This window comes from Ruegeria sp. HU-ET01832, from assembly GCF_040371315.1.
GTDB classification, from domain to species: Bacteria; Pseudomonadota; Alphaproteobacteria; order Rhodobacterales; family Rhodobacteraceae; genus Ruegeria; species Ruegeria lacuscaerulensis_A.
Window position 1 is genome coordinate 224,051 of the sequence record NZ_BAABWL010000004.1, and the last position, 13,394, is coordinate 237,444.

Here is a 13,394-nt window from a genome sequence, read left to right on the forward strand (position 1 = left end):
AAATGGGAGGGATCATGAAGCTGAGACTCTTAACATTGGTCTGCGCAATGACAGGCGTTGCCGCAATTGCGGCAGAAACAGACCCGCAAGACGTAACCTATGACGACTATGGTGCCATTGAGGCTTCGTTGACCGGTGCTGCTGGCGACGCGGCGAATGGCGCGCTTATCGTTGGGGACAAGTCAAAAGGCAACTGCGTTGCGTGCCACGCGGTTTCGGCTTTGGCTGACATCCCGTTCCATGGCGAAGTTGGTCCGATGCTGGATGGCGCCGGTGATCGTTGGACCGAAGCAGAACTTCGCGGATTGGTCGCAAATGCCAAGATGACGTTCGAAGGTACGGTGATGCCTGCGTTCTACAAGGATGACGGTTATATCCGCCCGGGCGACGCCTATACCGGAAAAGCCCCAACCGCGCCTTTGACGTCGATCCTGACAGCACAAGAAATTGAGGACGTGGTCGCGTTTCTTGCGACCCTGAAAGAAGAATAGCTGCGCTTTCAGGCGCAGATTTTCGAAGAATCAAAGGAGATTGAAAATGGAACTCTCTCGCCGCGAGACACTGGCCCTTGGGCTGGGCGCCGCGTTCCTGACAATTATGCCGCTTCGGGCAAATGCAGCTGCTGAAGATGCCATTGCGGCATTTACAGGCGGGGCAGATGTGGCTGATGGCGGTGTTACGTTGACTGCACCGGAAATCGCAGAAAACGGAAATACTGTACCTATCGAAGTGAGTGCCCCGGGTGCCGCTGCAATTCTGATCGTGGCTGCAGGCAACCCCGAACCGGGCGTCGCGACATTCAATTTCGGCCCATTGGCGGCTGAACAAGCCGCATCAACCCGCATCCGTCTTGCCGGAACGCAGGACGTCATTGCCGTGGCGAAGATGGCAGATGGCAGCTTTGCCAAAGCGTCCGCGACCGTAAAAGTGACAATCGGCGGCTGCGGCGGCTGATCGCCACGCGCCCTGAAGAACAGGAGATTAACCAATGGCATCCGGTGTAAAACCCCGCGTCAAGGTTCCAAAGTCAGCCGCTGCTGGTGAAACCATAACGATCAAGACACTGATCAGCCACAAGATGGAAAGCGGCCAGCGTAAGGATAAAGAAGGCAATGTCATCCCGCGCTCGATCATCAACCGTTTCACCTGCGAGTTTAACGGAGAAATGGTGGTTGATGTGACTATGGAGCCGGCGATTTCAACCAATCCGTACTTCCAGTTCGAAGCGACCGTGCCTGAAGCCGGCGAGTTTGTTTTCACTTGGTACGATGACGATGGTTCTGTCTACGACGAGAAAAAAACGATCGAGATCGCCTGACGGCTCGACCACTAAGGACGGTCAGCGCTGGTCGTGAACTCTGGCGCTGGTCCACCAAGGGAGGAACGCAATGAATACCAAGGCAATAATGGCGATCGCGGCAGTTCTGGTTTTCCCAGTGGCAGCAATGGCCGGACCGGACGAAGAGAATCTTGTGATCAATGATGAGTTGGACATGACTTCGGTCACTGAAGCTCCGGCACATCTGGAAAATTTGGACACGATCTACTCGGGTTGGCATTTTCGCACAGATGAAACGCAAGCACTTCAAATTGATGACTTCGACAATCCTGCAATGATCTTCGTCGATCAGGCCGCCGATCTCTTTGAGACCGTTGATGGTGCCGCTGGCGAGAGCTGTGCCTCATGCCACGATGGGGTGGAAAGCTTCAAGGGATTGCAGGCGTCCATGCCGAAGGTGGATGCCGAAACTGGTAAGTTGGTCGTCATGGAAGATCTGATCAACAAGTGCCGTGCGGACCGCATGGAAGCCGATGCCTGGAAATGGTCCGGGGGCGATATGCAGGGCATGGTCGCTTTGATCGGTCTGCAATCACGCGGGATGCCAATGAATGTCGCGATTGATGGCGATGCCGCCCCATTTTGGGAGCAGGGCAAGGAGATGTATTATACCCGCTATGGTCAGCTGGAGTTGAGCTGTGCCAATTGTCATGAAGACAACTGGGGCAACATGATCCGTGCCGACCACCTGAGCCAAGGTATGATCAACGGGTTCCCGACATATCGTCTGAAACAAGCCAAGCTGATCTCGCGCCACAATCGTTTCCGCGGCTGTATTCGCGATACGCGTGCGGAAACTTTTGCCGAAGGATCGGACGAGTTTCGCGCGCTTGAGCTCTATGTGGCCTCTCGTGGCAACGGACTTTCAGTCGAAACTCCTGCAGTACGGCAATAACGAACGACCCGCGTGGACAGTGTCCTGCGCGGGTTTTTCCAGGAAAATTACATTCACACATTTATATGTGTTATAGGAAAGCTGATAGATGATTTCTCGACGTGACTTCTTGCAGGTTTCAATGGCTGCATCGGCTTTGTATGGGGCGTCCGGGTTTGGCAACTGGGCCAGGCTTGCTGCGCAGCAAAGCCTAACGCAGGATCAACTGCTGGAATTCGAGACCTTCGGCAATATCAGCCTGATCCATGTCACCGACATCCACGCGCAACTCAAGCCGATCTATTTCCGCGAACCCGAGATAAACCTTGGTATTGGCGATGCGCGAGGGCAGATGCCGCATGTCACAGGGGCGGCGTTCCGCAAGGCCTACGGGATCGAAGAGGGAAGCCCGTCGGCCTATGCGCTGACCTACAACGATTTCTCTGCGCTGGCCAAGACCTACGGTCGGGTTGGTGGATTGGACCGGGTCTCAACTGTCATCAACGCCATTCGTGCTGACCGCCCTGATGCCCTTTTATTGGATGGGGGCGATACCTGGCACGGTTCATACACCTGCTATCAGACGGCCGGTCAGGACATGGTCAATGTCATGAACGCGCTGAAACCCGATGCAATGACCTTCCATTGGGAGTTCACGTTGGGCAGCGACAGGGTTAACGAAATCGTCGAAGGTTTGCCCTTTGCGGCCCTTGGGCAGAATATCTTTGATGCTGAATGGGACGAACCCGCTGAACTATTCCAACCCTACAAGTTTTTTGATCGGGGCGGTGCAAAGGTTGCTGTTATCGGGCAAGCGTTTCCTTACATGCCCATCGCGAACCCAGGCTGGATGTTCCCAGAATACTCTTTCGGTATTCGAGATGAAAACATGCAGGCAATGGTGGACGAAGTTCGTGATGCCGGTGCCGATGTCGTTGTCGTCCTCAGCCACAACGGCTTTGACGTGGACAAGAAGATGGCGGGTCGGGTGCAAGGGATCGACGTGATACTCAGCGGTCACACCCATGACGCGCTTCCCGAGCCGGTCCTGGTCGGAAAAACGCATATCATCGCGTCTGGCTCGAACGGCAAATTTGTCAGCCGCGTAGATCTCGACGTGAGGGACGGGCAGATGATGGGGCTGAAGCACAAGCTGATCCCGATCTTCTCTGACGTCATCGCTCCTGATCCTGCGATCACTGCTCTGATAAATGATCAGCGCGCGCCGTACGAGGCTGCGCTGAGTGAGGTGATTGGCAAAACGGATTCGTTGCTCTACCGCCGTGGCAACTTTAACGGCACCTGGGATGACCTGATTTGCGATGCTCTGATCAATGAGCGTGAGGCAGACATCGCGATGTCGCCCGGCGTCCGTTGGGGGCCGTCAATACTGCCTGGGCAGGATATCACGCGCGAGGACATTTGGAACGTCACATCGATGTCGTATCCCAATGCCTATCGCACAGAAATGACGGGCGAATTCATCCATGTGATCCTCGAGGATGTCGGTGACAACCTGTTCAATCCCGACCCCTACTACCAGCAGGGCGGCGATATGGTACGCGTCGGTGGGCTTGGCTACCGCATCGATGTGACCAAACCACAAGGGCAGCGGATCAGCGAAATGACCCTGCTCAAAACGGGTGAAGCGATTGATCCGTCGAAAACCTACGTCGTGGCTGGTTGGGCCAGTGTCAACGAAGGCACCGAGGGTCCGCCGATCTGGGATGTCGTCGAAAACCACATTCGCAACCTTGGCGCCGTCACGGTGCAAGAGAACACCAGCGTCGATGTTGTCGGCGCTTAAGAAACAGATGGAGACCTAAGAGTTATGGATGACGCGTTCAAACCGTCCCGTCGGGCCTTCCTAAAAGGCAGCGCTGCGGTCGCCGCAGGATCAGTTGCGGGTGCGGCAGCGGCAGACACGCCCGACCCACTGATAACAGAGCTTCAGGATTGGGCGTCTTACACGGGTGCCGGTGTTGATGAGTCACCTTATGGCATGCCGATCAGCTTCGAATCTCATGTCGTTCGGCGCAACGTGGAATGGCTGACCGCCTCTCCAATTTCGTCGATCAACTTCACGCCGATCCACGCGCTTGATGGCACTATCACTCCGCAAGGATGCGCCTTTGAGCGTCACCATTCGGGTGCGATCGAGCTGCGCAAAGAGGATTATCGCCTGATGATCAACGGGCTGGTCGATCGCCCGCTTGTGTTTACTTATGAAGACATTGAGCGTTTCCCGCGCGAAAACCATGTGTATTTCTGCGAATGCGCGGCGAACACCGGTATGGAGTGGGCTGGTGCTCAACTCAATGGCGTCCAATTCACGCACGGCATGATTCATAACATGGAATACACCGGCGTTCCTCTGCGCACGCTGTTGCAGGAAGCCGGCGCCGATATCTCACCAGACAAATGGGTCTATGTTGAAGGCGCAGACGCGTCATCAAATGGCCGCTCCATCCCGATGGAAAAAGCACTGGATGACGTGTTGGTGGCTTTCAAGGCAAATGGTGAAGCGCTGCGCATGGAGCATGGATATCCGGTGCGACTGGTTGTGCCTGGCTGGGAAGGCAACATGTGGGTCAAGTGGCTGCGCCGCATTGAGGTCGTCGATATGGCGGTCGAAAGCCGCGAAGAAACATCAAAATACACTGATGTCTACGCTGATGGCACAGCCCAGAAATGGACGTGGGTTATGGATGCAAAGTCCGTCATTACTTCACCCAGCCCGCAAATGCCCATCAAACACGGACCGGGACCATTGGTCATTTCCGGGCTTGCTTGGTCAGGCCACGGGCAAATTACGCGGGTGGATGTGTCCAAGGACGGTGGGATCACCTGGGAGACGGCGCGTCTTGGCAAGCAGGGCGACAGCAAGGCTTTGACGCGTTTCTATCTCGATACGAATTGGGACGGAGCACCAATGTTGTTACAGGCCCGGGCGATAGACGAGACCGGCTATGTGCAGCCAACCAAAGACCAGCTACGCGAAAAGCGCGGAGAAAACGCTGTCTACCACAACAACTGTATCCAAACTTGGTACGTGAGCGCAGAAGGGATCGCTGAGAATGTCGAAGTCTCTTAGTCATGTTTTCCTGCCCGTATTTGGTGGCACAGCCTTGGTGCTTGCGGCAGCGTTGGTATTTGCCAATCGGAACTACGGCCAGTCGAAGATAGACACTTTGGAAACCCGGATAGGTCAGGTTGAAGCGCATGCAGCATCAGCTCTGAAAAACGCGCAAGCGGAGGCCAGTCGAGCGGCTGAACTCGAGACTAAAGTCGAAGAAATCCAAGCGGCCGCCGCGGAACGGGTTGCAAATGGTGCGAACCTAACTGCACCGGCGCCCATTCGCGACGGTACTATTGGGCTTGGACGTCCTGCATTGGAGGAAGAGATCGCTGCCTGGGACGTTGACATCTTGCCCGACGGGCGTGGCTTGCCGGTTGGATCAGGCGATGTCTGGACCGGAGAAGAAGTGTTTGTCGACCGGTGTGCGTCCTGTCACGGCGAGTTTGCCGAAGGCGCCGACAATTGGCCTGTTCTGGCCGGTGGATTCGACACGCTTGCCGACGAGGATCCTGTAAAAACCGTCGGGTCTTATTGGCCGCATTTGTCGACCGCTTGGGACTATATTTCCCGCTCAATGCCATTTGGTGAAGCGGGTACGCTGACGGCGGATGAGACCTACGCAATCGTCGCCTACATTCTATATTCCAATGACCTGGTGGATGACGATTTCGTTCTCAGCAATGACAACTTCGCCGAATTCGAGATGCACAACAAGGATGGGTTTGTCGTCGATACGCGACCTGAGACTGAGTACGCAAAATGGCGAAAAGAACCCTGTATGGAGAACTGCAAAACAGAAGCCGGTGTTACTATGCGCTCTGTATTTCTGGTTGAGACGCCACCAGAAGGCGGTTCGAATTCGGTCATGAACGAAGCCAGCGCGGACGAGTTGCCGACGTTCACGGTGGAAGGGCCCTCGTTCATTCCGGCCGCAGCGCCAAAGCCTGAGGAAGAAGCCGCCGCAACACCGGCTGTTCAAGAAACCGACGAGGCTGACCAGACTACGGAACTGTTCGCAGCCGGTGAGAAGGTCTTCAAGAAATGTAAATCCTGCCATCAGGTTGGTGACGGTGCAAAGGACAGTACGGGTCCGGCGCTGAACGGGGTTATAGGGGCCAACGCAGGGTCGGCTGAAGAGTTCAAATACTCCAAAGCTATGAAAACGGCTGCCGAGGCTGGCCTTGTTTGGACCGAAGAAGAAATGGCGGCCTTTCTGGCAAAACCCAAGGAGTACATGAAGGGCACACGCATGTCCTTTGCAGGGCTTAAGAAACCAGACGATATAGAAGCCGTGATCGTTTACCTCAAGTCGTTCGGAAGCTGATCATGCGCTGGTCGAACGTTTTGAAGTGCGCAGCGGTCGTGGTTGCTTTCGGCCCATCCACCCACGCCACCGAAGACCTCGGCGACGCCGAAGCTGGGAAAAAAGTGTTCGCCAAATGCAAAGGTTGCCATCAGGTTGGCGAAGGAGCAGAGAACAAAATAGGCCCGCATCTAAACGGTGTTTTTGGTCGGAAAGCTGCAGGTCTCGAGGGGTTCAATTATTCCAAGAGTCTTGTTCGCGCGGGTAACTCGGGTCTGGAATGGCACGCTGACACTCTGTCCGCCTACATCGAAAACCCTCGTGCTTTTGCGTCAGGCACGAGGATGAGTTTTCGCGGATTGAAAGACCCGGAAGACCGAGCCAACGTGATCGCGTATTTGCGGGGGTTTTCAGACAATCCCCGAGATATCCCGGAAGCGGATCCAACCGCGAAAGGCACGGATCATTCGATCGATCCTGCGATCCTAGCGATACAAGGAGATCCTGAGTACGGCGCATATCTCAGCAGCGAATGTACAACATGCCACCAGATTGAGGGAGGCGATGAGGGCATTCCTTCGATTGTGTACTGGCCTGACGAAGACTTCGTGGTCGCCATGCACGCTTACAAGGACAAACAGCGGCCACATCCGGTCATGCAAATGATCGCTGGACGACTGAACAATGACGAGATCGCGGCATTGGCCGCCTACTTCAATAATCCAGAATGAAAGTGCCTAAGGGGAGGAAACGCGATGACACTCAATAGACGAGTATTTCTTGGAGCCGCAGGGGTAGTGGCCGCCGGGCTATCCGCTCCGATGGTGCTGGCTCAAGGCAAGCCCCGTGTAGTGGTTGTTGGTGGCGGTGCAGGCGGTGCAACTGCCGCGCGGTACATTGCAAAGGACAGCAAAGGTGAGATTGACGTGACGCTGATTGAGCCGTCTCGGACTTACTATACCTGTTTCTTCTCAAACCTTTATTTGGGAGGTTTTCAGGAGCTATCGGACATCGCCCACAGCTACGGCACGCTTGCCGCGAACTACGGTATCAACGTCGTGCATGATTGGGCCACTGGGGTCGACCGCGACGCAAAGACGGTGTCCTTGGCAGGTGGTGGGTCAGTTCCTTATGACAAACTGATCCTCAGCCCGGGTATCGACTTTGTTGATGGCGCGGTCGAGGGCTGGGACCTATCGGCCCAAAACAAGATGCCACATGCGTACAAGGCTGGTTCTCAGACTGAGCTTTTGAAAGCGCAGATCATGGCGATGCCCGAAGGCGGTACCTTCGCGATGGTCGCTCCTCCTAACCCGTACCGTTGCCCGCCCGGGCCGTATGAACGGGTTTCGATGGTGGCGCACGTGCTGAAGGCAAACAACCCAACAGCAAAGATCATTGTCGCCGATCCGAAGCCGAAATTCTCGAAAATGGCTTTGTTCCAAGAAGGCTGGGGAAACAATTACGAAGGAATGGTCGACTGGATCGGCGAAGATTTCGGTGGCGGCAATGTATCCGTGAGTCCGGATGCAATGACGGTGACCATCGACGGCGAAGAGACAAAGGTCGATGTCTGCAATGTGATCCCAGCGATGAAAGCCGGTCGAATTGCGGAAATGGCGGGAGTAACCGACGGCAACTGGGCACCAGTAAACGCTGCGGACATGTCCTCCAAAGCCGATCCGGATATCTACGTTCTTGGTGATGCCAGCCAGCAGGGTGACATGCCGAAATCCGGTTTTTCGGCAAACAGTCAGGCAAAGGTCTGTGCGAATGCGGTACGAGGTGCGTTGACCGGGTCTAAAGTATTCCCGGCCAAATTCTCGAACACATGCTGGTCGCTGATCGATACCGATGATGGCGTTAAGGTTGGCGCAACCTATGAGGCGACGCCAGAAAAGATCGCGAAAGTCGATGGCTTTATCAGTCAAACCGGTGAAGATGCCGATTTGAGAAAAGCGACTTACGAAGAGTCACTGGGTTGGTACGCCGGTATCACGTCGGACATGTTTGGTTGAGGCAATTGGGGGCTTTGACCAGTGTCAAAGACCCCGATGATCAATCTGAGAAAATGCGGTTCAGGAGGAGGACTAAAAACATGAAACACTTTATCGCCGCAGCCGCGTTTTCCACTGTTCTGGCGAGCCAAGGGCTTGCAGAAGAGATCATCACTATCCCCTTCGACGGCAGTTTTGATGATGCAACGTTCGCCGTCGAGTCCGCTATTGTGGGACAGGGACTGGTCATCGACTATGTAAGCCACGTCGGCGACATGTTGAATCGAACAGGCGCTGATGTCGGCAGCGACAAACAGATATTTGCAGCTGCAGACATCTTCATCTTCTGCTCGGCAAAAATCTCGCGTGAAGTGATGGAAGCAGACCCGATGAATATTGGCTTCTGCCCCTATGGGATTTTTGTAGCCGAAGGCGACGATGGCGTGATGGTTGGATACCGAAGCTATCCTGATGGACCAATGCAAAAGGTTCAGGCCCTGCTGTCCGGGATCGTAGAAGAAGCCGTTGGGAACTGAAATGAACTATCAGCAGTTTTTTCGTGGTCAACTCGACCAGCTTAAGGAGGAAGGGAACTACCGGGTCTTTGCGGATCTCGAAAGGCAGCGTGGCGCGTTCCCGACAGCGCGTAGCTACGCGGAAAATAGCCCCGAGAAAGTCACGGTTTGGTGCTCAAATGATTATCTGGGGATGGGTCAGCACCCCAGTGTTATTGCAGCAATGCACAAGGTGATCGATGAGGTTGGTGCCGGAGCGGGAGGAACGCGGAATATCTCTGGAACGACCCACCAGCATGTTTTGCTGGAGCAAGAGCTTGCTGACTTGCACGGCCAGGACGCTGCGCTGTTGTTTACGTCCGGTTACGTCTCGAACTGGGCTGCCCTGGGAACATTGGCGTCTCGCATTCCGGGCATCACAGTCTTATCCGACGAGTTAAACCATGCCTCGATGATCGAAGGAATTCGCCACAGTCGTTGCCAAAAGCGTATCTGGAAACACAATGATTTAGCCGACCTTGAAAGGCACCTTGCTGAACTCCCTGCCAATGCACCGAAGCTCATTGCGTTTGAGAGCGTCTATTCCATGGATGGCGATATTGCACCAATTGCCGAGATCTGTGATCTGGCGGATCGCTATGGCGCGATGACCTATTTGGATGAGGTTCACGCGGTGGGGCTTTATGGGCCACGCGGCGGAGGCATTGCCGAACGCGAGGGCCTGATGGATCGGCTAACCGTAATTGAGGGGACATTGGGCAAAGCATTCGGCGTAGTTGGTGGATACATCGCGGCGTCGAAAGAACTTGTCGACTTTGTGCGATCCTTCGCCAGCGGGTTTATCTTTACCACTGCATTGCCTCCAGCCATGGCCGCAGGAGCTGCTGCTTCGGTTCGGCACCTGAAGCAAAGTAATTCGGAACGACATCTACACCAGCAGCGCGTGCGCGAGGTGCGAGACAGGCTGGACGATCTGGGCATTCCGCATACACCGAACCCAAGTCACATAATTCCGGTCATGGTCGGCGATCCGGTCAAGTGTCGCTTCATCTCTGACGTGCTGATGCGTGACTATGGAATTTATATCCAGCCGATCAATTATCCAACCGTCCCCAAGGGAACGGAACGTCTACGGATTACACCTTCCCCAGTGCATTCCACCGACGACGTGGATCGACTGGTGTCTGCCTTGGGTGAGCTATGGACACAATGCCAATTGGCGCGCAGACCAATGGCCGCTCAATAACAACTTGACCGAAGACAAGGACGCGCAAGCAACCAAGTGAGAGTCTCTGTTGATGGAAAGACTCATCGATTTGTTGGGAGACCCTGGCGCTTTGGCATTTGCCGGTGCGCTTGTCGGTATCTTGTTCGGCGTGACGGCCCAGAAGTCTCACTTTTGTTTGAGAGCGTCGACCATCGAAGTCGCCAAAGGCGAGCTTGGTCCTCGCCTGGCTGTCTGGCTAATCGCCTTCACCGCAACGCTCACCTTAGTGCAGGCGTTTGTCGCGTTTGAGTGGTTAGACCTTTCCGAGACACGCGCGATTGCGTCGACGGGCAGCCTCAGCGGCGCAATACTTGGCGGAGCGATGTTTGGCGTTGGTATGGTTCTGGCGCGTGGGTGTGCATCTCGCCTGTTGGTATTGGCCTCCTGCGGTAATCTGCGCGCCCTGATTACGGGATTGGTTTTAACCTTAGTGGCTCAGGCTGCTTACACGGGCGTTCTTAGTCCCGCCCGCGAATTGCTTTCCGGGATCTGGACTGTCTCAGGAGGCGCCTCGAGAGATCTTTCAGAAATACTTGGATTTTCGCCAGTGGCTTTTACAGCCGTTGCAGTGTTGGGATTGGTGTCGGCAATTGCATTCGCATTCCACCGGAGAGTCGCGCCAATCAGGATCGTAACAGCTGCAGGAGTTGGCGTGGCGGTGGCGCTTGGCTGGTTAATGACATTTGCCATCGCGCAAGCATCATTTGAAGTCGTGCCTGTTTCGTCAGTCACGTTCACCGGACCGGCTACGGATACACTGATGGCGTTGGTTGCCGAGCGAAACGTCGTGTTGTCCTTCGGTATCGGCCTAGTTCCAGGCGTAGCAATTGGTGCCGCAGGCTCGGCCCTAACTGCAGGGGAGTGGAAGATCGAACGTTTTGGCCCGGATACTCCGATGGAGCGCTACCTTGTTGGAGCTGTCCTCATGGGGTTTGGAGCCATGCTGGCCGGAGGTTGCGCAGTGGGTGCAGGGCTTTCAGGAGGGTCCGCCCTGTCATTGACGGCGTGGCTTGCCATTTTCTTCATGTGGGTTGGAGCGATCAGCGCGCATAGGTTAATGCGCCGAATTCCTGTTCCTCAAACGTCCTGAGTTATTCGAATTCCATCTGCTCAAATACCCGCCCGGCATTTTTTGTCGCCAGTTCCTCAAACGTGTCCAAATGGGCATACGGTGACTGATCGACATAGTAAGCCTCTGCCAGATCGCCGCCGGCATCCATGTGCTCTTGGATCTTGCCGCGCAGATAGACCAGGTAGTCGCGTGTATAACGGCGCACCTGATCCATGTTCGTCGGATGACCATGTCCGGGGATGACATATTTGGCTCCCAAAGCTTCGAACTCGTTGTCCCATGTTTCAAGCCAATCCGCTGTATAGGTCTCTTGAAAGATCGGCAGCATTCGCTCGTGAAACGCCATATCACCCGCTATAACAAGGCTTTGGTTCGGCAGCCAAATCGAGATATCGCCGGGACTATGGGCCGGCCCGAGATATTTGGCCTCAATCCGGAAATCACCCATTTCAACCACGTATTCATCCTCGAATGTCTCGGTTGGGCCTGCCAGGAAGGTTCTTTCCGCCTTGTCCTGGTTGTACCGCTGCATTCCTTCAAGGATCTGTGGGCCGTATTCCTCGAATTCAGCCGCAGCATCCGAATGGGCGATGATCGGAATACCCAGCTCTGACCAGTAGGCGTTGCCAAGCATCGCGTGCCCCTGACCATTCTCGTTGAAGACAAACTTAACCGGCTGATCCGTGATTGCCTGAATTTCCTGGTGAAGCGCTTCGGCAAGCACATAAGCCGCGCCGCCGTTTATGACGATCACGCCCTCTCCGGTAACTATGAAGCTGAGGTTGTTGTTGTGACCAGAGTTCTCGTAGGTCGGCGGGGCGGTTGCGCCAATGGCGGAATAGACCCCGGGGATGTACTCGACCGGTTTGGAATACAGCACACTTTGCGGGTATTGGTCTGCAATATCCTCGCTTGCCCAAGCTGGTGTGGCTAGGGTCAAGAAAATCGCCAGCGATCGCATCATTATTGTTCTCCAATGAACTTATAAGCAGACCCAGTCTTCTCGATCCGGCCGATTCCACCATTCGGCAAGTGGAAACCAATTATTTTCATTTGCTCGTGTGCAATCTGATCCAGCAGTGAATTCCGAGTTGCTGCCGCCGCTTGCGGATCCTGATCCGTGCCGCTGTGCCAGTCGGGGCGTTCAAAAGCTACGTGTGGATTTCCCAGCGCGTCGCCGACAATCATCACGGATTCACCGCCGCTGCGAATTTCAAACGCCATGTGGCCGGGAGTGTGTCCAAAGCTCGCGCGTGCGGCAATACCGGGAAGGATCTCTTGCCCGTCGTCAAAGAACGCGACCTGATCCTCAATTGCTTCCATACGCCGTTTTGCGCCTACTGCGAACGCAGCGCGATCTTCTCCAATTGTATCCACCGTTGAGGGGTTCCACCAATAATCCCACTCACTACGGCCGAAGTGATGCGTGGCGTTGGGGAACAGAAGGTCATCGAAATCATCCAAAACGCCCCAAATGTGATCCGGGTGCGCATGGGTGAAGATCACGTGCGAGATGTCTTCGGGCGACAGGTCGGCTGTTTCAAGAGCCTCCAGAAGCTTACCAGAAGTGGGCATGAAATCTGGCCCAGCTCCCACATCGAACAGCACGGAGTTTTGATCATCTTGATAAAGTGCCACGTTGCACTCTGGCTCGTACTTGGTCGCGTCCACCTTGTAGTTGTCCAAAAGCTGCCTGAGCTCTTCCTTCGGCATGGCGCCAAAGACCATTTCCGAAGGCAATGACAGGTACCCATCTGACATGGTTGTAATCCGAGCCGAAGCACCGAGTTGTAACTCTGCCCACCCGATCTTGGATTGAACTCCAAGCGCTGCGATACACGTGGCGCCATACAAGAATCTGCGTCGTGAAAACTCATTTCGATCCATTTACAATCAATAAAATGAATATATTAATTTGTAAATGACTTAAGGTGGGGTCTTTCCAGAA

At 54.9% G+C, this 13,394-nt stretch carries 14 protein-coding genes; 12 read left to right on the forward strand and 2 right to left on the reverse strand.

All coding sequences use genetic code 11. The features are described from left to right. Positions 1-14: 14 nt before the first annotated feature. The 12 genes from soxX to ABWV79_RS13900 all read left to right on the forward strand — a co-directional run bounded on the left by soxX (position 15) and on the right by ABWV79_RS13900 (position 11,464). On the forward strand, positions 15-491 hold the full coding sequence (gene soxX / locus ABWV79_RS13845) for a sulfur oxidation c-type cytochrome SoxX (RefSeq protein ID WP_170353169.1): 477 nt from the start codon (positions 15-17) through the stop codon (positions 489-491). A gap of 46 nt (positions 492-537) precedes the next feature. After that, entirely contained in the window at positions 538-954 is a 417-nt protein-coding gene (soxY, locus tag ABWV79_RS13850) for a thiosulfate oxidation carrier protein SoxY (protein ID WP_058275041.1), read from the forward strand. Positions 955-988: 34 nt separating this feature from the next. Beyond that, complete coding sequence (soxZ, locus tag ABWV79_RS13855) at positions 989-1,318, forward strand: thiosulfate oxidation carrier complex protein SoxZ (protein WP_058275042.1); 330 nt, start codon at positions 989-991, stop codon at positions 1,316-1,318. Between the two features lie 70 nt (positions 1,319-1,388). Further along, positions 1,389-2,234: a sulfur oxidation c-type cytochrome SoxA gene (soxA, locus tag ABWV79_RS13860; RefSeq protein WP_170353168.1), complete on the forward strand. Its 846-nt coding sequence runs from the start codon at positions 1,389-1,391 to the stop codon at positions 2,232-2,234. 88 nt (positions 2,235-2,322) lie between these two features. Continuing rightward, positions 2,323-4,020, forward strand: a complete 1,698-nt coding sequence (gene soxB, locus ABWV79_RS13865) for a thiosulfohydrolase SoxB (protein WP_353392629.1) — start codon at positions 2,323-2,325, stop codon at positions 4,018-4,020. Between the two features lie 24 nt (positions 4,021-4,044). Then, positions 4,045-5,307, forward strand: a complete 1,263-nt coding sequence (gene soxC, locus ABWV79_RS13870; RefSeq protein ID WP_170353166.1) for a sulfite dehydrogenase — start codon at positions 4,045-4,047, stop codon at positions 5,305-5,307. Continuing rightward, positions 5,291-6,616, forward strand: coding sequence for a c-type cytochrome (locus ABWV79_RS13875; RefSeq protein ID WP_170353165.1), 1,326 nt, complete (start codon positions 5,291-5,293; stop codon positions 6,614-6,616). Before soxC ends, ABWV79_RS13875 begins: the two co-directional genes overlap by 17 nt. A 2-nt stretch (positions 6,617-6,618) precedes the next feature. Then, the gene (locus ABWV79_RS13880; RefSeq protein WP_353392630.1) at positions 6,619-7,326 is read left to right on the forward strand and encodes a c-type cytochrome; all 708 of its coding nucleotides are present in this window, start codon (positions 6,619-6,621) and stop codon (positions 7,324-7,326) included. Between the two features lie 24 nt (positions 7,327-7,350). Beyond that, a complete protein-coding gene (locus ABWV79_RS13885) occupies positions 7,351-8,613 on the forward strand; it encodes an FCSD flavin-binding domain-containing protein (protein WP_170527764.1) in 1,263 nt (420 codons plus the stop codon). A gap of 80 nt (positions 8,614-8,693) precedes the next feature. Then, the gene (locus tag ABWV79_RS13890; RefSeq protein ID WP_058276423.1) at positions 8,694-9,128 is read left to right on the forward strand and encodes a DUF302 domain-containing protein; all 435 of its coding nucleotides are present in this window, start codon (positions 8,694-8,696) and stop codon (positions 9,126-9,128) included. A 1-nt stretch (position 9,129) separates the two neighbouring features. Then, positions 9,130-10,353, forward strand: coding sequence for a 5-aminolevulinate synthase (hemA, locus tag ABWV79_RS13895; protein WP_353392631.1), 1,224 nt, complete (start codon positions 9,130-9,132; stop codon positions 10,351-10,353). A 52-nt stretch (positions 10,354-10,405) separates the two neighbouring features. Further along, a complete protein-coding gene (locus tag ABWV79_RS13900) occupies positions 10,406-11,464 on the forward strand; it encodes a YeeE/YedE family protein (protein ID WP_353392633.1) in 1,059 nt (352 codons plus the stop codon). A 1-nt stretch (position 11,465) separates the two neighbouring features. On the opposite strand, the gene ABWV79_RS13905 is transcribed toward ABWV79_RS13900, so the two are convergent. Next, positions 11,466-12,410 (reverse strand): MBL fold metallo-hydrolase, encoded by a 945-nt coding sequence (locus ABWV79_RS13905; protein ID WP_353392635.1) that lies wholly within the window; start codon positions 12,408-12,410, stop codon positions 11,466-11,468. Continuing rightward, positions 12,410-13,207, reverse strand: coding sequence for an MBL fold metallo-hydrolase (locus tag ABWV79_RS13910; RefSeq protein ID WP_353392636.1), 798 nt, complete (start codon positions 13,205-13,207; stop codon positions 12,410-12,412). The genes ABWV79_RS13905 and ABWV79_RS13910 overlap by 1 nt, the downstream gene beginning before the upstream one ends. Positions 13,208-13,394: the final 187 nt, after the last annotated feature.